We start from the raw sequence: 20,015 nt of genomic DNA on the forward strand, positions 1-20,015 counted from the left end.
AGACCCGAGGTTTATAGGGTCTTTTTTGATGCGTGTTCCTGATGCTGCTTTTCAGCACGCGTTTTTAAAGAGAGTAAAATATCTCGCCAAATATCGTCTACATCGGTGAGGAAATGTCCCGCTTGATCTATATAATATGTTTTGACGTTTGGAATGGTTGGAGCCATTTTTTCTATTTCTTCAAATGGAGCCATCGTATCTTCTTTTCCATGCCATACATCAACAGGGATCTGTATATCTTTCATATCGAATGCCCACGGCTGCGAGAGTAAATGTGGTTCATGAATACATTCATCCACCGATTGACGAGTGGCTTCATGTAAATGCAACATCATCAGCTCGAGCTGCTCATCGGTTTGAAGGAATTGACGATCCCAAGGATGTAAATGTTTGTTCCCATTCTTGGTCAGCTTTTTAAATTTCTCCGGTTTTTTCTCAATCAGTTTTTTCTGAGCACGATAGTTTGCTTTTAAGAGCCAAGGGAATCTTTTACTGAGGAAAAAGGCTAATTTGTTTTCCTTCAACATACTTTTAGGCGGTTTGCCGTCCTGAAAGGGTGTTGCACTTGAGATGAGACCGGCTGAAAGAATGCGGTCCGGCAATTGATAGGCACATCCAGCAGCGAATGCGCCCCCTCCAGAGACACCCATGACTGAAAAAAGGTGAATGCCTAGATGATCTGCCACTTCCAGCACATCTTTTGCCCAGTCTAAAATCGTACGGTCAGGTTGAGGGGTAGATATGCCAAATCCAGGTCTGTCTAAACAGATGAGACGCACACCAAGCTCTTTGGAGATTGGGTCATCATCTAAAAACATGACTCTTGATCCAGGTGTTCCGTGAAAAAAGAATACTGGAAAACCTTCAAGATCCCCGTATTCAGTTAAACCAATATGACGTCCATCTTGTAAATGAATCCTATTCATATTTTCATCCCCTTAATAGTTTAGCTAACTTAAATGTTGGTGAGAGAAACACTGTATTAAGGCGCTTCTTTTGCAATCTTATAAATTTTTTCGTATAGAGATAATAATGTTTTTAAATCTTCTTTTGGAAGCTTTGCATAGTATTTCTGAATAAGGTGCAATTGAATTTTTTCCGTATTCTTGTGATAGTCATAGCCTTTTTGAGCAAAACCAACAAGGATTTCTCTGCGGTTATGTGGATTAATTTCTCTTTTGACATAGCCAAGCTGTTCAAGCTTTGATACGAGCTGGCTAGCTGCACTAGCAGAGATCGAGAAGTAATCAGCTAATTCATTGATTGTTCTCGTTTTTGTCCGTAACAATTCAAGTGTCAGTTCTTGTTTGGCTGATAAATCTGCATACTCCTGTTTTAAAAATCGCTGATACTCTTCTACATAAATAGAGCCTAGTGCATTCGAGTACTCTATAATCTTTTTGCTGAAATGAATGATTTCTTCATCCAAGTACATCACCTCTTTTCTTTTTATTATATGCTGTCTAAATAATTAAGTGAAGTTAAATGTTTAGAAAAATTAAATATAATTGAGCTTTTTTTCTTTCTAACGAAAATGACCGTTTTGTTTGTTTTCAAATGAATCTGCTCCTCATGAAGTCGATGACTTTTTCATTGTATTATGAACAATATCCATTTATAATAAAAAAATAAACCAACTGGTCGGTTTTATTTTGTCCGCATGAAGAAATGTAGGGTAGAAGGGATTGTTATACATGACAAGTACACAAAGCGGGGCCGGAAAGAGTGAGAAGACGAAGCAAAAAATCGTCACCGCTTCACGTGATTTATTTGCGAAAAAAGGATATTCAGAAACATCCGTGCGAGATATTTTAGAGGCTGCTGAGATTAGTAAAGGAAATCTCTATCATCATTTTAAAGGAAAAGAGTTTTTGTTCCTTCATATCATGGAAGAGGATCACCGCTTTATGATGCAGACGTGGCATGAGGAGAAACAAACGTTGCATCGAGCGATAGATAAGCTCGCAGGATTTGCAGAGCTGCTGAGTCAAATGGGGATTAACTATCCTTTAATGAGAGCAAGCGAGGAATTTTGTGCAAGTGCATTTACATCAGATGAAGTCATGGAGCGGCTGAACAAGATTGATGTCGACTTTGATGATGTGATGAGAGACATTTTACTTGAAGGAAACGAAGATGGCAGCTGGTCGATCCAGCATGTGGAGTCAAAAGTGAAAATATTACTTTCCGTTTTTTACGGATTAGACGTGCTATATAAAAATGACACATTCCAACAGAAGAAAGAGTTACAAAAAGAGGCGATCTCATTGTTTATTCACGGAATCAACCATCATGAGTAACAAATGAGTCAGTGAAGGAGAAACAAACATCATGCAAAAACCGATTCGTGAGCAAAAAGCTGTACTCGTTATTTTATTAAGTAATATATTTATTGCGTTTTTAGGCATCGGTCTCATTATTCCTGTCATGCCGCTATTTATGAATGTGATGCATCTAACAGGCAGTACGATGGGATACCTTGTGGCTGCGTTTGCTGTTGCGCAGCTCATTGCATCACCTATTGCAGGAAGATGGGTAGACCGCTACGGAAGAAAGATTATGATTGTGTCAGGGCTGTTTCTATTCGCTTTATCAGAACTCGTCTTTGGCTTAGGGACACATGTGTATGTTCTTTATTTTGCAAGGGTTCTAGGCGGCATTAGTGCGGCGTTTATCATGCCGGCTGTCACCGCCTATGTCGCAGATATCACGACCGTTCAAGAAAGATCAAAGGCGATGGGATATGTATCTGCGGCCATTAGTACCGGCTTTATCATTGGACCGGGAATTGGCGGGTTTATTGCAGAATACGGCGTTCGCCTTCCATTCTTCTTTGCAGCAGGTATTGCGTTTATTGCCGTCATTTCGTCTATGTTTATGCTGAAGGAGCCATTAACAAAAGAAGCACGAGCGAAGCAAATGGAACAAGTAAAGGAATCTACCTTCTTTAAAGATTTGAAGAAATCCATTCACCCAAGCTATTTCATCGCCTTCATCATTGTGTTTGTGCTGGCGTTTGGACTTTCCGCATATGAAACGGTCTTTAGCTTGTTTACAAATCATAAGTTTGGTTTTGGACCGAAAGATATTGCGGTTATCATTACCGTCAGCTCGATTGTGGCGGTCATCATCCAAGTGCTTGTCTTCGGTAAACTGGTGAATGCTCTTGGGGAAAAAAGAGTCATCCAGCTATGCTTAATCGTCGGGGCGGTCCTCGCTTTCGTGTCGACTGTCGTTTCAGGGTTTATGGTCGTACTTATCGTCACGTGTGTCATTTTCCTTGCGTTTGATTTATTGCGGCCAGCCTTAACGACATTTTTATCAAAAATCGCTGGCAATCAGCAAGGATTTGTCGCAGGGATGAACTCCACCTACACAAGTCTTGGCACGATTTTCGGACCAGCGCTTGGCGGCATTTTATTCGATCAAAATATTCATTTCCCATTTTTATTCGCAGGTGTTGTCTTGTTTCTTGGATTAGGCTTAACCCTTATTTGGAAGGGGAAGGCGACGGAAGAGGCAGCAGCAGAATAACGAAATAAGCACAAAGACAAACAAGAGACCTTTCAATTGAGGTCTCTTTTTTTAAGATTGTGGCTTCAGGTGATTCAATGCCTGTGCCTTTTTTTATTTTGATGCTTTTTATAGAAGAAAGATGCCATAATATAACAATCGACAGCCCCTGCTTGAAAACATAAACTGGCGATAGTGGAAATGAGAATGTTCACGCTCTAACCATTTCAAGTCCTTCAATCGTTTGTTTAGAAAATACGTCTTCCTCTCAGTTGTGACAACCTTTTACATATGTCCAAACGCAGAAATCGCTTCAATCTGTTCTAAAGGTAAAAGAGATTGACGATCATTTTTTTGGTCTTTGACCGTCAGAGAAGGACTTGTTTCCAGCATCGATTCGATTTGTTGTAAAGAGTCACTGCATGCCCACAGCTTTTTATCTATAATGAAAGAAAGAACACGTTTGTGAATGGAGGGATGAACTTGCATCTCCTGGATCAACAAAGAGTAGTATTGGTGAAAGAGGGAATTCAACGGATCGACCCGGCATATCCAGTGTTTGTAGATGCGATTTTGGATGGTATCATAAATGGAAATCTTTATGTGGATGATGTAGAGCAGCCTCTTGTTTATTTTCTCGAGGCAGCATGCGGCATTTATTATGTAGCAGGCAAGGCAGAAGCAGAGCTTTCATTATGTTCAACTTTCATTGAGGATGTTTATAAGAGGCAGAGAAGACAAAACGGCCGGTTTACCTTGTTTTCAGCAAATAAACCATCAGATGTCATGATGAAAAAATGTCTTGGCTCACACCTGAATGAGATGCAAAGACACGCGTATTCTTTTCCATCGGCACTTCCTCATCTGCCTGCTCCTCATCAGGGCTATATGGCGAAGTGCACAAATGAACAGGTGATCACTGCAAGCAGGGCGTTTCCTCATAGTTATTACGAAACATATTGGGGTGAAACGGCTCGTTTTCTATCAAAAGGAATTGGGATTGCCATCTTAGATGGAGAGCATGTGGCTAGTGAATGTATCTCCATTTTTTCAAGTGAAGATTATTTGGACAGATGAAGCCTACAGAGGAAAAGGGCTTGCATTGTTAGCAGGTCAGCAAATGGTCAGCACCTGTCTTGAAAAAGGCAAGACGCCGCATTGGGATTGCGATGTCCATAACCTAGCTTCGGTCAAACTGGCAGAGAAGCTAGGCTTTCAGTGGACAAAAACCTATCGATTGTTTTATGGCTCATGATGAGAAGGTTTTGAGGTACCAAGCATCCATAGCAGAGTGCTCTGAGTCTTCAATTGGTTCAGAAAGAAGTGAAAAGCCATATCGTTGATATAGACCGGTGGCTGCTGTTAATTCACTACGGGTTTCTAAGTAACAGGCTTTGTAGTATGTAGAGGCATATTGGAGCGCTGTATCCATTAGTTTTTTGCCCGCACCTTTACCTTGTGCCTTTGGACTTAAATAAAGCTTTTGTAATTCACATATCCCATCTGTGAAAGGAGCAATACCTACGCCACCCACAATGTTACCATGCTCTTCAGCAATCCAATAGGCTGCATGAGTCAATGATTGATAGTATTCGAAAAGCTGATCAAGGTGTGGATCTGTGTAGGCTGTTCCTTCAATCGCAAGATTCGCTGATTCTAGTGACTGGCGGATAATGGCCGCGATAATCGGATTGTCCTGTTGTTGAATCGGTCTAATGTTCATTGAAAAAACCTCCATTGTCATAGGATAAAAAAGAAAATAGGAGTTGATGAGATATATTCTGGCTGCAAACCGCTATTTTTACTGTTATTGTGCTCTGTCTCTCGTGGTGGGCAGGAAAAAGACGGAGACATCGCCATGCTGGGCTCGTTGTACCCATATGTGTCACCCTGTTTGGATTAATTCTATTAATAGGCAGCTTCTTCATTGGCAGATGGGAAGGGATGGCGCTCAGTATATCAAGCGTCTCTATCGTTCTAGCTTCAATGATTTGTTTGATTATCGTCACAGGGGTTCATTTCTTTAAAAAAGATGACCCTTCTTAAACTGGGGCATCTCCATTGTTGATTTGATCGTATTCTTCACGCAGAATACCCATGATGATGACATCTGAATAAGTGCCGTTGAAATAGAGCGCTTGACGTCTTTTTCCTTCGTATTGAAAACCGGCTTTCTCATAGCTCCGAAAGGCTCTTGGGTTATGAGAAAAGACTTCAAGCTCAAGACGGTTGAGTTCTAATGTGTCAAAGGCGAATGCTTGTACCATCCGAACGGCCTCAGTACCATAGCCTTTTTGAAAGTGCTCTGGACCATGAAGCGCAATGCGAAAGCTTGCCGTATGGTTCATCGGGTCAATATCCACAATCGCCGCATCCCCAATCATTTCTTTCGTATCAAGCAGACAAATAGCGAAATCTCGTCTGCTGTCATCCTGCAGAAAGCGGGTATAGGCCGAACGAATTTCTTCTAGTGTGAACGTTTTGCGTGTGCCAGTCATGTGAAGTGTTTCTGCATGCTGGCACCCTTTACGAATACCAGGATAATCTTGCTCTTCAATCGGTCTCAAAAATAGTCGAGTCATGATGGATCTGCCTCCTCTATATATCGGGAGATTTCAATTAAATTCATATCAGGATCACGGATATAAACGGATTCAATCGGACCTAATGTACCAGTGCGCCTTACTGGCCCCTCTTCGATTGGAACGACCTGCTTTCGAAGGTGTAGCAGCAAACGGTCCATATCTAAATCGGTAATAAAGCACAAATCGGCAGATCCAGGAAGTGGATGAGCAGCTTTTGGTTCGAATTCATGACCAGCTTCATGAAGGTTGATCTTTTGTAAACCAAAACGAAGAGCTTTACGGCCTTCTCCAAAAGTCTCTTCCTTCATCCCTAATACCTTTGTATAAAAGCGAATGGTTTCCTCCATATGTTGTACAGTCAACACGATATGATCAAGTCGTCGTATCATCAGTCTCTCCTCCAAGTATGATCGTTGATTGAACTGCTTCTATTATATCATCCCTTGAAGAGGATACCTTATTTGATCAAGGTTTTATAACTCCAGCTTTCTAAGAACATGCCATCTCCGTGCAGTACTCTCTCATCAAACTCCGTCCACCCATTTTTCTGGTAGAAATGACGATTGGCCTCGTTGTGTGTAATCAGCGTGAACAGTCCACCGCCTTGATTAGCGATAAAAGGGAATAGACATTCCTTTAACATCCGGCTGCCGAGTTTTTTCCCTTGCTGGTTTTTTGCAACGACAAGTGCTTCTAAATACCAATAAGGTTGCTTTAAGGAAGAGAACGCTTTTTTTGCCTCTTTTAAAATGCTGAAAACATGCTGAATGGCCGATATGCCGCCTGTGAAGAGGAGTTTTAATCCACCTGACAAAATATAATCCATGAGGCCTAGTTCAGGACGAGATGGATGTTTTAACAGGGCGGCAGCTACAACCTTTTCATTCTCCACTCCAACAAAACAGCTTTGGTGCTGGAAATACACTTTTGTGTTAACCAAATGCAGCTGACGGGCGAAAGCAGACCGCTTTGAAACCTTCTCACATAACAAATCAAAAAATATATAACCTTGAAACGAATCATCTAACAACTCTGCCACTCGAGGTAGTTCATCTTCTTTTGCCAATCTAAATTGAATCATCAGTTTGTCCTCCTAGTTTTTAAACAGATATAGTTTTTTGAACATGTGTCTATTATAATAAGAAGAAAACAAACCGAACATCGGCAATAGATGATCTCTTGTTCATAAATAGACAGTGGAAGCCCAATTGTTCAAAAATGGAGGGTGTTTCATGAAGGACAGACGAACAATCAAAACAAAAAAGGCAATACGGGAAAGCTTTCTTGAGCTATTAAAGGAAAAAGACGTTCAACAAATTACAGTATCAGAGCTATCTAGAAGAGCTGATTTAGGAAGAGGAACCTTTTATTTGCACTATCAAGATGTGTTTGATTTGCATGAGCAGCTCGAGAAGGAACTATTTGATCAGCTTGGCGGACTATATGATGAATCGTTTCCGAGTCAGGACCCGCTGGATATGCTTTCATTTTTAAACAAAACAACAGAGTATCTGAAAGAAAACCAATATATGTTGACGTTATTTGTAAAACCTAATGGTCCAACGACGAATCAATTTAAAGCGTTTTTTAAAGAGAAAATCATGAAAGAGTGGCAGCTTGATCAGCGTCATATTACGGAGAATGAACAGATTGAGGCCTCCTTTGTCGTGTCTGGTGTCGTTGGTGTACTTGAGGAATGGATTCATGAAGGCATGACAGTTGATGCCGAGAAGCTCGCACACAAATTGTACGAGCTTCTTGTCAAGGTGGAACAGGAATCGTAAGAAGTGAGTATCCTTTGCCTTTCCTTTCTGTTACAATCGAATAGAATGTATGTTCTTATTTGAGGTTAGGGAGTGGTAAGATTGAGTGAGAAAAGGAAGCTGCTTTTTTATGGGGCGATGAGTATCGATGGATATTTAGCGAGAGAGGATCACCGTCTTGATTGGTTAATAGGAACAGAGGGTGAAGAGGAAACGAGGTATGAAGCATTTTATGCGTCAGTTGATACGCTCATCATGGGGCGTAAGACATATGAGCAGGTTCTTAAGCTCTCACCTGACGAATTTCCTTATGAAGAAAAGACTTGTTATATCGTTTCACGGACTTTACAAGACAGTCATCAAGGAACACACATCATTCGCGAAGATATCTTAACATTTATCAAAAACTTAAAAAATGAAAAAGGCCAACATATTTGGATTGTAGGAGGCGGGGAACTGCTTCAGCCTTTATTAAAAGCAAGATTGGTCGATGAGCTTTTTCTCCAAATCGCACCTGTCATGATTGGAAAAGGAATTCCTCTTTTCCCTCCAACGAATCAGGAGTCTAGATTTTCATTACAAGAAGTACAACAATATCAACAAATTGCTGAAATGCATTTTGTCTTAAAAGAAGATCGAAAAGACCACTGAACCAAAGTGGTCTTTTTTTGATGAAACAAACACGTTGACAAGAGAATATCCTAGTGTTAGGATAAATTTATCCTAGTTTTAGGATTTATTGAAGAAGGAGTAGTTGCCATGGTGCAGCATGAACATGAATTAGATTTAAGGCTATTCCGCGTGTGGATGAAAGCCTATCAAGCCCTTTTTACAAATATCCAAAAAGACATTGAACGTTATGATATCGGATTTGAAAATTTTCAGATCCTTGAATTGCTCTATAGTAAGGGGCCGCACCCCGTCCAAAAAATTAGTGACATCTTGTCAATCCCAAGTGGAAGTATGACATATGTCGTGAACAAACTAGAAAAACAAGAACTGGTGAAAAGGCAATGTGCGCCATCTGATAAGCGGGTATTCCATGTATGGCTTACGGATAAAGGAAAGCAATTGTTTGACGACATTTTTCCTAAACATACAGATATCATTTCACAAAATCTGTCCTTTATTGAAAAAGAAGAAAAAGAACAGCTCATCGAATTGCTAAAGAAAATCGGTTTAGGTGCAAAACAACTTCACGAAAAGGGGAAACAAGATGACAATCAGCTTTGATACATTGGTACGTGAAAGACGTTCAGCATCAAATTTTTTGCCAAATATCTCGATTTCGAGAGAAGAGCTTAACAGCATATTTGAAGAGGTCAAGCTGGCACCATCTGCTTTTAACTTACAGCATACACAATATGTTGTCGTCCAATCAGAAGGTCTCAAAGAACAAGTAAGAGAAGCTGCATTTGGACAATATAAAGTACATTCCGCTTCAGCAGCTATCATTGTGCTGGGAGACCCGAACGCTTATGAGCAAGCAGGAAACATATATGAAGGCTTAAAAATGCTAGGCATTTTAAACGCGCAGCAATATGAAGAAATGGTTAGAGAGACGATGAGCTTTTATGAGCAGAGAGGGGCGGATTTTCAGAAGGAAGAGGCGATTCGCAATGCTTCATTATCTGCCATGCTGTTTATGCTTGCCGCCAAAAACAAGGGCTGGGATACTTGCCCAATGATTGGTTTTGATCCTGAAGCATTGAAAAAGGTTCTGAACATCGAGTCGGATTTGGTTCCTGTGTTAATGATCACACTCGGAAAAGAAAAAGTAGAGAGCAGACAAGCGAGAGGCTACCGAAAGCCTATCGCTGAATTTGTGACATATTTATAAGATAGGGGGTTCCATACATGGAACTAGGAATTAGTACATTTGTAGAAACAACACCTGATTTTCAAACAGGAAAAACAGTCAGTCACGCACAGCGTATTCGAGAAGTAGTAGAAGAAATTATTTTAGCAGATCAAGTAGGCCTTGATGTATTTGGAGTGGGTGAGCATCACCGGGAAGATTTCGCCGCTTCGAATCCAGCTGTCGTATTAGCGGCAGCGGCAACACAAACAAAGAATATTCGCCTGACGAGTGCAGTGACAGTCCTTTCATCTGCAGACCCTGTTCGTGTATTTCAGGATTTTGCTACATTAGATGGACTATCTAACGGACGAGCAGAGATCATGGCAGGCCGTGGATCATTTATTGAGTCATTCCCGCTCTTTGGCTATGACTTAGATGATTATGAAGAATTATTTGAAGAAAAACTAGACTTACTGCTGAAATTACAGCAGTCAGAGCGTGTGACGTGGAGCGGAAAGCATCGTCCAGCCATTCAAGATGTTGGGGTATATCCAAGACCTGTTCAAGATCCACTTCCAATCTGGATTGGCAGTGGAGGGAACCGTGAATCCGTCGTACGTGCTGGATTATTAGGGTTACCGCTTGTACTCGCGATCATTGGTGGCAGTCCTAGACAGTTCGCACCGCTCGTTCAGCTATACAAGCAAGCGGCTGTACATGCTGGACATGATCCGGAGAAATTAACTGTGGCGTCACATTCGCATGGATTTGTTGCGGAAGAAACAGAACTGGCAGCAGATCAATTCTTCCCTTCTACACAGCATGTCATGAATACATTAGCGAGAGAGCGGGGCTGGGGACCTTACACCCGTTCTACGTTCGATGCAGCGAGAACATTAGAAGGCGCACTGTATGTTGGAGATTCAGATGCAGTGGCAGAGAAAGTGATTCACCTGCGAAAAAATGTAGGAATCACACGTTTTATGCTTCATGTACCGGTTGGTTCAATGCCGCATGATCAAGTGCTAAAAGCCATTGAGTTATTTGGAAAAGAAGTGGCTCCTAAAGTAAGAGAAGAGGTTGCTCGCTGGGAAGCAGAGCAAGAATAAATAAAAAGGTCGATCAAGTGAATAGGCTTGATCGACCTTTTCTTATGATTAAGGATCAATGACACATGGTTTCACTGTAGGGCATGAAGCAGCAGAAGCAAGTGGTGTCGTCGTCAAGGTGAAGAGGAAAACAAGTTGAAAACAGATGAGCCATTTTTTCATGAAATCACCTCCGTTAACAAATGTTTGACTAGAATGAGATGAGGATAAAAGCACAGAAGTATGTAAAACTCTCTATCCAGCATAAGACAATCATATCATAATTTTCAAAAAAATGAAAAAATAACTTACTAAAGTTCTAAATTATGGTATGGTTAATATGTTCAACAAAAAAAGGGAGGGATTTTTTATGAAAAAGGTCATGTTTTCTGTTTTGGTTGGAGTAATTGTCTTAACGGGTGCTGGGGTCACAACTGCTCCAGTGGAAGCAAAGGAGCAAGCAAACAGTGAAATAACGGTTCAGGCCAGTCGAACTGTCACAGAAACGAGAACCTATACGACGTCTAATATCCCATCAAGTATTACATATGCAAAGGATGGCTGGGTTGGTATTTTAAAACAAACGTCTATTGAAGAGTTAGGCTTGGGTAAATACAGAGTCACATTTACTGGAACGGTTGTACGCGATCCAGGGTTTAATTAAATAAAATAAAAAGCTGACAGGTGGACAAGCCTGTCAGCTTTTTTCATGGGGATAATAGAGAATCATTTGCATCCGTACCATTTGTTCACCGGTTTGTTTATACGCATGCGTACGGTCCGCTTTGAAACGAATGGAGTCGCCAGCTTTTAAGATGTATTGTTCATCACCGATAGATAAATCAAGTGCTCCCTCAAAAACGGTGATCAATTCCTCTGTTCCCCCAATATGTTCATTCGCATGTAACGACCCGCCAGGATCAATTTCTACCTGGTACACTTCGAATTTCCCCCGATCATCAAAAGGAAAAGTCGTATATACACGATATCTTCCATCGTCCTCAGTTAAAACCTGCCCGTCCTCTTTACGTACCACCTTGATTTCTGGCTGTGGTGCGTAAATGAGCTCACTAAAAGACACCTTTAATCCATTGGCGATTTTCCACAAAGTCGTGATGGTAGGTGTTGATTCTCCTCTTTCGATTTGTCCAATCATTGTCTTGCTGACACCAGTTAATTCTGCCATCTTTTCGAGGCTTAACTTTTTTTGATCTCTTAGCTGCCTCACATTTTTAGAAATAATTGATTGTACGTCTTCCATGAAAAAAACTCCTTTCTCTATTTACTTTATAAAGACCGAGCGTTACAATAAAACGTAACATACGCAATAAAGTAATTAAAGTCTTAATAGCGTATAAGGGAGGCGGCAACTTGATTCTTTCTATGTTGATCTATGCTTTTGTGAGCAGCTTTACCCCGGGGCCAAACAACATCATGGCCATGGTCTTTACGAATAAATATGGGGTCAAGCAAACATTTCGATTTTGCTTAGGGGTGGGTATCGGCTTTCTCGTCATTTTGTGTTTGAGTTGTTTCTTCAATATCATTCTTTATCAAGTCATGCCGAAAATAGGCTGGGTCATGGCTTTCATCGGAGCCGGATACATGATCTATTTGGCCGTTAAAATTATGAAAAGTAAAGGCGGCGATGACGAAACACTTGACCGCTACAATCATTTTGTCCCTGGTATGATGCTGCAATTTATCAACCCAAAAGCGATCTTGTATGGGCTGACCGTAATTTCAACGTTTGTTTTGCCGTATGGACAATCTAATATGCAGTATGTGATATGGACGCTGATTCTCGCACTTATTGGCTTTCTCGGTACATTCAGCTGGAGCCTATTTGGCTCTTTATATAAGCGCTTTTTGACTGCTTACGAAAAACCGTTCCAGTATGTCATGGGGCTGCTTCTGATATACAGTGCGATTTCAATGGTATGGGGCTATGTGATGTAAGTAGTCAGAAGCTTGGCCGCTGCCTGCCCATCACAACAGTATCATAATACAGTCCGTCTGCCAGTCGTTTATCGTTTTTTAATACCCCTTCAACCTCAAAGCCATGGTGTTCATATAACCGAATGGCTTTTTGATTGGTTTTCAGCACTTGAAGTGAAATCTTTTGAATGCCCTGTTTATCTGCCCAATCGATAGAAGCGGCTAAAAGCTCTTTGCCGATGTGATAGCCCCAAGCATCCTTCTGTACAGCGACGCCAAACGTCACTTTGTGAGCAAAGCGCTTGAGTGAATGACCTTCGCATCTTGAAAATCCTACAATCTCTCCTTCGATGTCAGCGACCAAAAATAAATGCCGGCTTTGCTTGGAATCCTCTTGAATGAAAGCCTCGAATTTTTTTTCATCAAGAAACGCTTCGCCTGGTTCACGGTCTAAATATTCTGTTTCACCATCAATTTTTAGTCTGAGAGCTGACAACTGTTTGGCATCTGCTAACGCTGCAGATCGAATACGATAGGTCAAACCACGAACTGTGAATATGTTTTCAGATATGATCATTGAACAGAGCACCAACCTTTCATTCTATTATGTCTATCATACCTGAAACGTGTACATAGCAGGTTAAAGTTTTTAAGTCTGTTATAGATCATTATTTTTAATCCAGCCTACCCAGGCTGGATTTTCATGATTTAGACTGAGAACTTAAATAAGCTTCTTTCGCAACTGTTAAAAAGTGATCAGCGACGGTTGATTTTTCATCTTGTCTCCATGAAACATATAAATTTACTTTTGGTGTAGTTTCTTGGATTACACACTCAGATGTTTTGTATCTTTCAAAAAGGCTAAATGAATTGTATCAAACGTGGAGGTGGAACAAATGAGTGAAGAAAAAGGACATATGGATAAAGCGAAAGGAAAAACAAATCAAGTCAAAGGTCAAGTGAAAGAAAAGCTTGGCGAAGCAACAGATCATCAAAACCTGAATGCAGAAGGGAAAAAGGATCAAGCAAAAGGGAAACTCCAAGATAAAAAAGGTGACGTGAAAAATAAACTAAACCATTAGTTTGCCGATAGCTGCAGGTACCACCTGTGGCTTGACCCATGTCTCCATCATCACATTCCTTTCATCAATAAAATGAATAGGTGTGTGAAAAGATTTGATTATATATTCTCGCTTCCGTCATGTAGACTTGAGATAGAAGACATGAACAAGGGAGATGGATGAAATGGAGCAAGTATGGGGGAAAGTTGACGAGTATATCAAAGACAAATTGATGGCTAAAGATGACGTATTGGAGCAAGCTCTTACCAAGAATAAGCAAGCGGGGCTGCCAGAAATTGATGTGTCGCCGGCTCAAGGGAAAATGCTCTATTTGTTAGCAAAAACCAAGGGTGCAAAGCGTATTTTAGAAATCGGTACACTTGGCGGATATAGCACCATTTGGCTGGCCCGTGCTCTTGAAGCGGATGGAGAACTCATTACATTAGAGGCTGTCAGTCATCATGTAGAGACCGCACAGCAAAACATCGACAGAGCAGGCTTGGCAGAACGAGTGACTATTTTTCAAGGAAAAGCGTTAGATACTTTATCTCAGCTAAAAGAGCAGGATGCACTCCCGTTCGATTTGATTTTCATTGATGCAGACAAACCAAACAACCCGAAATATCTGAAGTGGGCGTTACACTTCTCAAAAAAGGGAACAGTCATTATTGCAGACAATGTGGTCAGAAATGGAGCAGTTCTTCATGCATCTGATCAAGATGAGCGAGTGAAGGGGACTCGTGAATTCTTCGATTTACTCAAACAAGAGCCGAGAATTGAGGCAACCGCTATTCAAACTGTTGGTGAAAAAGGTTATGATGGGTTTGTGTACGGAATCGCAAAATGAAAAAAAAGCTTAACCGCATGTGGTTAAGCTTTTTCTTTTAGAAAAACCATCTAGCAGTGCCCATCAGCATGACCCCAATCAGAACAGTAAGTGACAAGCTTTTTGTCCAAATAGCGATCAGCACCGTCGGAACCAAGACAGCAAGATACATCCAATGAACGGTGACGCCTGTTGTTGTATGGATGAAAAGATGCTCTGCAATCAACGCAGTGAATATACAAATCGGAATAAACGATAACCATTTCAGTACGACTTCAGGCAGCTGAATACTCCGTACAAATAAAAAGGGAACGACCCTTGGAATGACGGTCACAATCATACAACCAAGAATCAGCCATATCATAAAGCTGCTGATCATTTATCTGTCACCACCCCAATGGTTGCGACAAACACGGTTGCTAACAGAACAGCTACGTGTGAAGGAACAAAATGAAGCAGAACAAACATCGCAACGACCATATACAAAACAAGTGACAAGCGATGGGTTAATTTATTTTTTGGCACAGTTTGCAAAGAAAGGATCAAAAGCGCAGCAAACATGGCAGATAGGGCAAAATCAAGACCAAGCGCTTCAGGGTTTGAGATCCAATGTCCAAAAATGCCGCCAAGTGTACAGGCAGCAATCCAGCACAAATAAGCTGTTAAGTTCAGTCCATGCATCCAGCGGTTGTTCAGTTTTCCTTGCTGCGCTAATTTGTTCATCGCTACGCCAAAGGATTCGTCAGTCAGCAAAAGACCAAATCCGATATTTTGCTTCAAAGAGTAGCGTGTAAAGTGAGGGGCGAGCGTGAGACTGAGCAATAAATGCCGCAGATTCACAATAAATGTAGTGAAAATAATAGCGGAAAGGGGACTCCCTGTTACAAGAAGTGCACAGATGATAAACTGCGAAGCACCTGCGTAAATAAAAATAGATAAGAGCGCAATGTCCCATATACTTAACTGCGCGCTAATTCCAACAATTCCGAAGGCAAACCCAATACTCATATAACCGAGCAGGGTTGGCACACAATCTTTCACTCCCTCGAGAAACGGTTCGTGTCCCGCACTGGGAATATGTTTCCTAGCTTCAATATCCAACGACCTCTACTCCTTTTCTGCGTGACCACCCATAGTTTTACTTACTATATGAAAACGAATTCAGCATGTCAATCCCTATTTATCTTCTATTATATGAAGAAAGATGACGACAAAAAAGGATTGAAGTAAACCAGAATTTGTTATAAAGTAATCAGAAAATAAAAACAATCGAGGTGACGACAATGCAATGGAAGCCTTTGTTTGAACATGATGTACCAAATACCCTCCGTCCATAACGGAGAGTGATCTCCGTTTGTGGATATGGCGATGAATATATCCAGTAACGGAGGGAAAAGGATGAATGAAAAATATATAGGTGCTCTTTACTTAGCAATTGCTGCAAGTATTTGGGGCGGCATGTACGTTGTTGTAAAAGTAACAGTAGCGGTTGTTCCGCCACTTGAACTCGTATGGATGAGATATGCAGTAGCAGGAGTCGTTTTGGTGTTCACCATATGGCGATTGGGTTTTTCTTTTCGATTAGATAAAAAAGACATCCCGCTCATTGCGGCGATTGGGCTGATTGGAAATTTTCTTTCGATCGTGACCCAAGAAATTGGCACCATGTACACATCTGCCCAAATGGGGGCAGTCATCACATCTGCAACACCTGCCTTTATGGTGCTTTTCGCGTTCTTTCTATTAAAAGAATCATTCACTGTTAGGAAGTGTGTCTCTATCCTGCTTGCTACAGTGGGTGTACTCACCATGATTGGACCTGTCGCTGTTCAAACAGATGAATTTGCTGGCGGTCTCTCATTGGTTATCGCTGCTTTAACATGGGCGCTCATGTCTGTTCTGCTTAAACGGGTTCCAGGAAAATACCCTCAGGTGGTCACGACAACCTATGCGATCATCATTGCATTCATTGTCTTAACACCGCCTGTTCTATTTCGTCTGCCTCACCTAGATTTGCAGCAAATAGCGAGACCAGAAATTTGGGGCGGTATTCTTTATCTTGGTATCATCTCAACAGCCCTTGCTTTCTTTTTGTGGAATAGAGGGCTTCAACTCATGGATGCCTCGAGCGGTGGACTGTTTTTCTTCTTTCAGCCTATCGTTGGCGCAGCTCTTGGCTGGTTGCTTTTGGGAGAAGAGATGGGGATGCGCTCTTTCATTGGGATTCTATGTATCTTTGCAGGTGTCTATACTGTGCTGCGGCAAAAGGAATAAGATGAGATGTCCCTTGGAAAAGGGGCATCTTCTTTAAAATAAATAGGATGAAAGATGAATAGTGGAGGGAGGTGGACAAGATGATCCAGTATCCGCATTTGCAAAAAGGACAGACGATTGGCGTCACAGCACCTTCCTCAGGTGTACAGTCATCTTTGCATGAAATGTTCCATCTGGCATGCAAGCGGATGAAAGAAAGAGGTTATGATGTCATATGTGGAGAGACGGTATGGCAGCAGGAAAAGGCAAAGTCAGCCCCTGCCATAGAACGAGCAAACGAGCTCCAGCACATGATGACATGTGATGAGATTGACCACATCATCCCGCCATGGGGCGGACAGTTACTCATTGAAGTGTTAGAGCATCTTGATTTCTCAACGATGCAAAAAAAGTGGATTCTTGGTTACTCAGATACGAGTGTACTCCTTTTGGCATTCACATTAAAAACTGGCATTGCCACAGCGCATGGTCCGAACTTTGTGGATCTCCAAGGTGAAGAGCTTGATCAGATGACTGCCATGTGGGAAAAAGTGCTTGCCGCTACAGGAGAGACGGACATTACCCAGTTTTCTTCATCTATGTATCAAAAGGAATGGCAGTATGATCACCCGAGTAAACATGTCTTTCATTTAACAGAGCCAACCGTATGGCGTACGGTTGATCCACACGAGACGACGGTGAAGGGAAGACTGCTTGGTGGTTGCATTGATGTCATACGTCATTTAGCAGGAACACCATTTGGAGATGTGAAGGCTTTTCAAGAAACATTCCTTAAAGGTGAACCGATTCTATGGTATTTCGAAAACTGCGCATTAAATGCTGCGAGCATGAAGAGATCTCTTGTGCAATTAAAATTAGCAGGGTGGTTTGATGACTGCTCTGGGATCATGTTCGGCCGGAGCGCAGTGGATGTGCCTGTCGAAGGATATGAATATACTGATCTATATGAAGAATTACACAAGGAATTACAAATCCCGATTGTTTACGATATTGATTGTGAACATGTTCCGCCGCAAATGACCTTCATCAATGGAGCGTACGCAGAAGTGCAGATTCAAGACGAAGGCAAGGCAGTTCTGAAGCAAACCTTTTTACCATAAGAAAAGGAAAGGGTGAACCCTTTCCTTCATAGAAGACATTACATCCCTTTTGTTTCCTCACCTGCTTTTGGAACTTCCCACGCAGATTCACGGAATACTTTTTCCCATTTAGATACGACAATACATGCAACTGCATGCCCTGGTACATTCACGCCAGTTCGTGCCATATCCATAATTCTGTCAACACCGGCGATAATGGCGACACCTTCTGCTGGAAGACCTACTGCGTGGGCCGTTGCCAAAAGAACGACGAGTGAACCGGATGGCACAGCTGCAATGCCTTTACTTGTTAATACAAGAACAAGCATCATGAGGAGCTGCTGTGATAAACTCATGTCGACGCCAAACGCTTGTGCGAGAAACACACAGGAAACGGATAAATATAAACTTGACCCATCACAATTCAGAGAAAGACCAGAAGGAATCACGAAGGAAACGATTCTTTTTGGACAGCCGTATTTCTCCATCCGTGACATGAGTTGAGGAAGAACAGTTTCTGTACTTGTAGTGGAAAAGGCAACTAAGAACAAATCCCAAATCATTTTTAATACCTCGAAGTAGTTAAAACGGAAGATCAGTGCGACAAGAGGGAACAAAACAAATAGAATAATGAATAATCCTAAGAATACAGTCCCGACAAGCTTCATCATTGGGATTAATAAAACGATGCCATATTGACCAACAGAAGCAGCCATTAATGCAAGAACCCCGATAGGTGCTGTCACCATCACCATTTGCGTTAGCTTAAACATAATTTGTGCCACAGATTCAAAGAAGGTTAGAACAGGAGCGGATGCTTTGCCGATGCCGCTTGCGGCTACACCAAATAAAATGGCGAAGAAAATCACAGCAAGTAAATCATTCTGAGCCATGACATCGACGATATTGGTTGGAATGATATCTAATACCATTTGTTTAAAGTCAACGACTTTCTGAGTATAACCATCTAATTCCCCAATATCTTTCTTAGCTAATTTAGAGAAATCAAGTCCAACGCCGGGCTTTAGGACATTGGCCAATAATAGGCCGATCCCAAGAACAATGGTTGTGATGACCTCAAACCAAATGATCGTCTTTAATCCGAGGCTGCCCATTTTTTTCATGCCGCCACTGCCAGCCGCACCAATAACAATAGTAGAGAAAACGATAGGAACAACGATCATTTTAATTAATCTAATGAAGCCATCACCAATTGGCCGCAGTGCCATTCCGAAATCAGGGAAAAAGTGGCCGATAAGAGCTCCTATCACCAAAGCGATCATGATTTGAAAAGCGACGAACTTTTTCATCATCTCCTACCTCCTTTAAATGCATGAAAAATATTAAGAATTTTCCAATAAATAAAAATTCTAGGTGGTCGTGTTTTGTCCTTCTTTGGATTTAGAAAGATTTTATTTAAGAATGATTGAGATTATGAGAGAAGAGAAGAAAAATAGGGCTATCGCATCTCTATTTATCTAAGAAAATATCACTTCTTAAAAAACATGAAACTTTTTTAGAAAAATGTATTGACCCTTTTATATGATTCGTGGTATATTTTTATTCGTCGCTGATGACGCATTTGAAACACAGACATTCAAACGCATGTGACAAACAAATTTCAAAAAGATGTTGACTTAGTAAAAACGATATGTTAAGATAATTAAGTCGCCTGATTAAGCGCCCGTAGCTCAATTGGATAGAGCGTTTGACTACGGATCAAAAGGTTAGGGGTTCGACTCCTCTCGGGCGCGCCAATATAAAATAAACCACGCGGGTGTAGTTTAGTGGTAAAACCTCAGCCTTCCAAGCTGATGTCGTGAGTTCGATTCTCATCACCCGCTCCATTTTGAACATGATCTTTGAAAACTAAACAAGACAAAACGTACCTGTTAATTCGAGTTTTTATAAAAAAATCCTATGAAACATCATAGGTAGTCAGTCAAACTGGCGAAAAACGAAACTTCGGTTTTGTTCTTTTTCGGAGAGTTTGATCCTGGCTCAGGACGAACGCTGGCGGCGTGCCTAATACATGCAAGTCGAGCGGACAGAAGGGAGCTTGCTCCCGGATGTTAGCGGCGGACGGG

At 41.4% G+C, this 20,015-nt stretch carries 27 protein-coding genes, 2 tRNA genes and 1 rRNA gene; 19 read left to right on the forward strand and 11 right to left on the reverse strand.

Annotation, left to right across the window (positions count from 1 at the left end):
- Positions 1 to 11 precede the first annotated feature (11 nt).
- Positions 12 to 926, reverse strand: coding sequence for an alpha/beta fold hydrolase (locus tag C6W18_RS18585; RefSeq protein ID WP_105928525.1), 915 nt, complete (start codon positions 924 to 926; stop codon positions 12 to 14).
- Positions 927 to 982: 56 nt separating this feature from the next.
- On the reverse strand, positions 983 to 1,435 hold the full coding sequence (locus tag C6W18_RS18590; RefSeq protein ID WP_105928526.1) for a MarR family winged helix-turn-helix transcriptional regulator: 453 nt from the start codon (positions 1,433 to 1,435) through the stop codon (positions 983 to 985).
- 259 nt (positions 1,436 to 1,694) lie between these two features.
- Between C6W18_RS18590 and C6W18_RS18595 the strand changes: the two genes are divergently transcribed.
- The 4 genes from C6W18_RS18595 to C6W18_RS20505 all read left to right on the forward strand — a co-directional run bounded on the left by C6W18_RS18595 (position 1,695) and on the right by C6W18_RS20505 (position 4,768).
- A complete protein-coding gene (locus C6W18_RS18595; RefSeq protein WP_105928527.1) occupies positions 1,695 to 2,300 on the forward strand; it encodes a TetR/AcrR family transcriptional regulator in 606 nt (201 codons plus the stop codon).
- Positions 2,301 to 2,331: 31 nt separating this feature from the next.
- Positions 2,332 to 3,534 carry an MFS transporter gene (locus tag C6W18_RS18600; protein WP_105928528.1) on the forward strand — a complete coding sequence of 401 codons (1,203 nt, stop codon included), beginning with the start codon at positions 2,332 to 2,334 and terminating at the stop codon, positions 3,532 to 3,534.
- Between the two features lie 462 nt (positions 3,535 to 3,996).
- Entirely contained in the window at positions 3,997 to 4,590 is a 594-nt protein-coding gene (locus C6W18_RS18610) for a GNAT family N-acetyltransferase (RefSeq protein ID WP_262982655.1), read from the forward strand.
- Complete coding sequence (locus C6W18_RS20505; protein WP_262982656.1) at positions 4,535 to 4,768, forward strand: GNAT family N-acetyltransferase; 234 nt, start codon at positions 4,535 to 4,537, stop codon at positions 4,766 to 4,768. Before C6W18_RS18610 ends, C6W18_RS20505 begins: the two co-directional genes overlap by 56 nt.
- On the opposite strand, the gene C6W18_RS18615 is transcribed toward C6W18_RS20505, so the two are convergent.
- Positions 4,763 to 5,236, reverse strand: coding sequence for a GNAT family N-acetyltransferase (locus C6W18_RS18615; protein WP_105928529.1), 474 nt, complete (start codon positions 5,234 to 5,236; stop codon positions 4,763 to 4,765). The two genes, C6W18_RS20505 and C6W18_RS18615, sit on opposite strands and share 6 nt — an antisense overlap.
- 62 nt (positions 5,237 to 5,298) lie before the next feature.
- Here C6W18_RS18615 and C6W18_RS18620 point away from each other — a divergent pair, with 62 nt between their 5' ends.
- Positions 5,299 to 5,559 carry a YesK-like family protein gene (locus C6W18_RS18620; RefSeq protein WP_223251747.1) on the forward strand — a complete coding sequence of 87 codons (261 nt, stop codon included), beginning with the start codon at positions 5,299 to 5,301 and terminating at the stop codon, positions 5,557 to 5,559.
- On the opposite strand, the gene C6W18_RS18625 is transcribed toward C6W18_RS18620, so the two are convergent.
- From C6W18_RS18625 to C6W18_RS18635, 3 genes are all read right to left on the reverse strand, one after another.
- Positions 5,556 to 6,095: a GNAT family N-acetyltransferase gene (locus tag C6W18_RS18625; protein ID WP_105928530.1), complete on the reverse strand. Its 540-nt coding sequence runs from the start codon at positions 6,093 to 6,095 to the stop codon at positions 5,556 to 5,558. The genes C6W18_RS18620 and C6W18_RS18625 overlap by 4 nt on opposite strands.
- The gene (locus tag C6W18_RS18630) at positions 6,092 to 6,487 is read right to left on the reverse strand and encodes a VOC family protein (RefSeq protein WP_034324566.1); all 396 of its coding nucleotides are present in this window, start codon (positions 6,485 to 6,487) and stop codon (positions 6,092 to 6,094) included. The genes C6W18_RS18625 and C6W18_RS18630 overlap by 4 nt, the downstream gene beginning before the upstream one ends.
- A gap of 68 nt (positions 6,488 to 6,555) precedes the next feature.
- Positions 6,556 to 7,179: a GNAT family N-acetyltransferase gene (locus C6W18_RS18635; RefSeq protein ID WP_105928531.1), complete on the reverse strand. Its 624-nt coding sequence runs from the start codon at positions 7,177 to 7,179 to the stop codon at positions 6,556 to 6,558.
- A gap of 151 nt (positions 7,180 to 7,330) precedes the next feature.
- On the opposite strand from C6W18_RS18635, the gene C6W18_RS18640 reads away from it, so the two are divergent.
- The 6 genes from C6W18_RS18640 to C6W18_RS18665 all read left to right on the forward strand — a co-directional run bounded on the left by C6W18_RS18640 (position 7,331) and on the right by C6W18_RS18665 (position 11,414).
- Positions 7,331 to 7,882, forward strand: a complete 552-nt coding sequence (locus C6W18_RS18640) for a TetR/AcrR family transcriptional regulator (protein WP_105928532.1) — start codon at positions 7,331 to 7,333, stop codon at positions 7,880 to 7,882.
- Between the two features lie 81 nt (positions 7,883 to 7,963).
- The gene (locus tag C6W18_RS18645) at positions 7,964 to 8,512 is read left to right on the forward strand and encodes a dihydrofolate reductase family protein (protein ID WP_105928533.1); all 549 of its coding nucleotides are present in this window, start codon (positions 7,964 to 7,966) and stop codon (positions 8,510 to 8,512) included.
- Between the two features lie 108 nt (positions 8,513 to 8,620).
- Positions 8,621 to 9,094: a MarR family winged helix-turn-helix transcriptional regulator gene (locus C6W18_RS18650; RefSeq protein ID WP_105928534.1), complete on the forward strand. Its 474-nt coding sequence runs from the start codon at positions 8,621 to 8,623 to the stop codon at positions 9,092 to 9,094.
- Complete coding sequence (locus C6W18_RS18655) at positions 9,078 to 9,701, forward strand: nitroreductase family protein (RefSeq protein WP_105928535.1); 624 nt, start codon at positions 9,078 to 9,080, stop codon at positions 9,699 to 9,701. The genes C6W18_RS18650 and C6W18_RS18655 overlap by 17 nt, the downstream gene beginning before the upstream one ends.
- A gap of 17 nt (positions 9,702 to 9,718) precedes the next feature.
- A complete protein-coding gene (locus C6W18_RS18660) occupies positions 9,719 to 10,771 on the forward strand; it encodes an LLM class flavin-dependent oxidoreductase (protein WP_034324556.1) in 1,053 nt (350 codons plus the stop codon).
- Positions 10,772 to 11,120: 349 nt separating this feature from the next.
- Positions 11,121 to 11,414 carry a hypothetical protein gene (locus C6W18_RS18665; RefSeq protein ID WP_105928536.1) on the forward strand — a complete coding sequence of 98 codons (294 nt, stop codon included), beginning with the start codon at positions 11,121 to 11,123 and terminating at the stop codon, positions 11,412 to 11,414.
- Positions 11,415 to 11,447: 33 nt separating this feature from the next.
- On the opposite strand, the gene C6W18_RS18670 is transcribed toward C6W18_RS18665, so the two are convergent.
- Positions 11,448 to 12,011 (reverse strand): helix-turn-helix domain-containing protein, encoded by a 564-nt coding sequence (locus C6W18_RS18670; protein ID WP_105928537.1) that lies wholly within the window; start codon positions 12,009 to 12,011, stop codon positions 11,448 to 11,450.
- Positions 12,012 to 12,121: 110 nt separating this feature from the next.
- On the opposite strand from C6W18_RS18670, the gene C6W18_RS18675 reads away from it, so the two are divergent.
- Positions 12,122 to 12,709 (forward strand): LysE family transporter, encoded by a 588-nt coding sequence (locus C6W18_RS18675; RefSeq protein WP_105928538.1) that lies wholly within the window; start codon positions 12,122 to 12,124, stop codon positions 12,707 to 12,709.
- A 4-nt stretch (positions 12,710 to 12,713) separates the two neighbouring features.
- On the opposite strand, the gene C6W18_RS18680 is transcribed toward C6W18_RS18675, so the two are convergent.
- Positions 12,714 to 13,265: a GNAT family N-acetyltransferase gene (locus tag C6W18_RS18680; RefSeq protein WP_105928539.1), complete on the reverse strand. Its 552-nt coding sequence runs from the start codon at positions 13,263 to 13,265 to the stop codon at positions 12,714 to 12,716.
- A 319-nt stretch (positions 13,266 to 13,584) separates the two neighbouring features.
- Between C6W18_RS18680 and C6W18_RS18690 the strand changes: the two genes are divergently transcribed.
- Both C6W18_RS18690 and C6W18_RS18695 read left to right on the forward strand, forming a co-directional pair.
- Complete coding sequence (locus C6W18_RS18690) at positions 13,585 to 13,770, forward strand: CsbD family protein (RefSeq protein WP_105928540.1); 186 nt, start codon at positions 13,585 to 13,587, stop codon at positions 13,768 to 13,770.
- 163 nt (positions 13,771 to 13,933) lie between these two features.
- A complete protein-coding gene (locus C6W18_RS18695; RefSeq protein WP_105928541.1) occupies positions 13,934 to 14,596 on the forward strand; it encodes an O-methyltransferase in 663 nt (220 codons plus the stop codon).
- 37 nt (positions 14,597 to 14,633) lie between these two features.
- Here the strand turns inward: C6W18_RS18695 and C6W18_RS18700 are convergent, their stop codons facing one another.
- Entirely contained in the window at positions 14,634 to 14,954 is a 321-nt protein-coding gene (locus C6W18_RS18700) for an AzlD domain-containing protein (RefSeq protein ID WP_099728644.1), read from the reverse strand.
- The gene (locus C6W18_RS18705; RefSeq protein ID WP_105928542.1) at positions 14,951 to 15,676 is read right to left on the reverse strand and encodes an AzlC family ABC transporter permease; all 726 of its coding nucleotides are present in this window, start codon (positions 15,674 to 15,676) and stop codon (positions 14,951 to 14,953) included. The genes C6W18_RS18700 and C6W18_RS18705 overlap by 4 nt, the downstream gene beginning before the upstream one ends.
- Before the next feature lie 297 nt (positions 15,677 to 15,973).
- Between C6W18_RS18705 and C6W18_RS18710 the strand changes: the two genes are divergently transcribed.
- Positions 15,974 to 16,849, forward strand: coding sequence for a DMT family transporter (locus C6W18_RS18710; RefSeq protein WP_034324541.1), 876 nt, complete (start codon positions 15,974 to 15,976; stop codon positions 16,847 to 16,849).
- A gap of 80 nt (positions 16,850 to 16,929) precedes the next feature.
- Entirely contained in the window at positions 16,930 to 17,949 is a 1,020-nt protein-coding gene (locus C6W18_RS18715) for a S66 family peptidase (RefSeq protein WP_105928543.1), read from the forward strand.
- Positions 17,950 to 17,987: 38 nt separating this feature from the next.
- Here C6W18_RS18715 and gltP read toward each other — a convergent pair whose 3' ends face one another.
- Positions 17,988 to 19,238: a glutamate-aspartate/proton symporter GltP gene (gene gltP, locus C6W18_RS18720; protein WP_034324613.1), complete on the reverse strand. Its 1,251-nt coding sequence runs from the start codon at positions 19,236 to 19,238 to the stop codon at positions 17,988 to 17,990.
- Between the two features lie 370 nt (positions 19,239 to 19,608).
- Here gltP and C6W18_RS18725 point away from each other — a divergent pair.
- The 3 genes from C6W18_RS18725 to C6W18_RS18735 all read left to right on the forward strand — a co-directional run.
- Positions 19,609 to 19,685: transfer RNA gene (locus C6W18_RS18725), tRNA-Arg, on the forward strand.
- A gap of 16 nt (positions 19,686 to 19,701) precedes the next feature.
- Positions 19,702 to 19,775, forward strand: a tRNA-Gly gene (locus C6W18_RS18730).
- Between the two features lie 131 nt (positions 19,776 to 19,906).
- Positions 19,907 to 20,015, forward strand: a 16S ribosomal RNA gene (locus C6W18_RS18735); the annotation flags it as partial.

It is taken from the genome of Bacillus sp. LLTC93 (assembly GCF_002993125.1).
Classification (GTDB): domain Bacteria; phylum Bacillota; class Bacilli; order Bacillales; family Bacillaceae; genus Bacillus; species Bacillus zhangzhouensis.

Coding starts and splice junctions, on each gene's coding strand:
- C6W18_RS18590 (WP_105928526.1), bottom strand. CDS start 1,435: ATGTACTTGGATGAAGAAATCATTCATTTCAGCAAAAAGATTATAGAG.
- C6W18_RS18655 (WP_105928535.1), top strand. CDS start 9,078: ATGACAATCAGCTTTGATACATTGGTACGTGAAAGACGTTCAGCATCA.
- C6W18_RS18710 (WP_034324541.1), top strand. CDS start 15,974: ATGAATGAAAAATATATAGGTGCTCTTTACTTAGCAATTGCTGCAAGT.
- C6W18_RS18715 (WP_105928543.1), top strand. CDS start 16,930: ATGATCCAGTATCCGCATTTGCAAAAAGGACAGACGATTGGCGTCACA.
- C6W18_RS18615 (WP_105928529.1), bottom strand. CDS start 5,236: ATGAACATTAGACCGATTCAACAACAGGACAATCCGATTATCGCGGCC.
- C6W18_RS18690 (WP_105928540.1), top strand. CDS start 13,585: ATGAGTGAAGAAAAAGGACATATGGATAAAGCGAAAGGAAAAACAAAT.
- C6W18_RS18630 (WP_034324566.1), bottom strand. CDS start 6,487: ATGATACGACGACTTGATCATATCGTGTTGACTGTACAACATATGGAG.
- C6W18_RS18650 (WP_105928534.1), top strand. CDS start 8,621: ATGGTGCAGCATGAACATGAATTAGATTTAAGGCTATTCCGCGTGTGG.
- C6W18_RS18635 (WP_105928531.1), bottom strand. CDS start 7,179: ATGATTCAATTTAGATTGGCAAAAGAAGATGAACTACCTCGAGTGGCA.
- C6W18_RS18585 (WP_105928525.1), bottom strand. CDS start 926: ATGAATAGGATTCATTTACAAGATGGACGTCATATTGGTTTAACTGAA.
- C6W18_RS20505 (WP_262982656.1), top strand. CDS start 4,535: ATGTGGCTAGTGAATGTATCTCCATTTTTTCAAGTGAAGATTATTTGG.
- C6W18_RS18625 (WP_105928530.1), bottom strand. CDS start 6,095: ATGACTCGACTATTTTTGAGACCGATTGAAGAGCAAGATTATCCTGGT.
- C6W18_RS18695 (WP_105928541.1), top strand. CDS start 13,934: ATGGAGCAAGTATGGGGGAAAGTTGACGAGTATATCAAAGACAAATTG.
- C6W18_RS18680 (WP_105928539.1), bottom strand. CDS start 13,265: ATGATCATATCTGAAAACATATTCACAGTTCGTGGTTTGACCTATCGT.
- C6W18_RS18665 (WP_105928536.1), top strand. CDS start 11,121: ATGAAAAAGGTCATGTTTTCTGTTTTGGTTGGAGTAATTGTCTTAACG.
- C6W18_RS18600 (WP_105928528.1), top strand. CDS start 2,332: ATGCAAAAACCGATTCGTGAGCAAAAAGCTGTACTCGTTATTTTATTA.
- gltP (WP_034324613.1), bottom strand. CDS start 19,238: ATGAAAAAGTTCGTCGCTTTTCAAATCATGATCGCTTTGGTGATAGGA.
- C6W18_RS18595 (WP_105928527.1), top strand. CDS start 1,695: ATGACAAGTACACAAAGCGGGGCCGGAAAGAGTGAGAAGACGAAGCAA.
- C6W18_RS18640 (WP_105928532.1), top strand. CDS start 7,331: ATGAAGGACAGACGAACAATCAAAACAAAAAAGGCAATACGGGAAAGC.
- C6W18_RS18670 (WP_105928537.1), bottom strand. CDS start 12,011: ATGGAAGACGTACAATCAATTATTTCTAAAAATGTGAGGCAGCTAAGA.
- C6W18_RS18660 (WP_034324556.1), top strand. CDS start 9,719: ATGGAACTAGGAATTAGTACATTTGTAGAAACAACACCTGATTTTCAA.
- C6W18_RS18700 (WP_099728644.1), bottom strand. CDS start 14,954: ATGATCAGCAGCTTTATGATATGGCTGATTCTTGGTTGTATGATTGTG.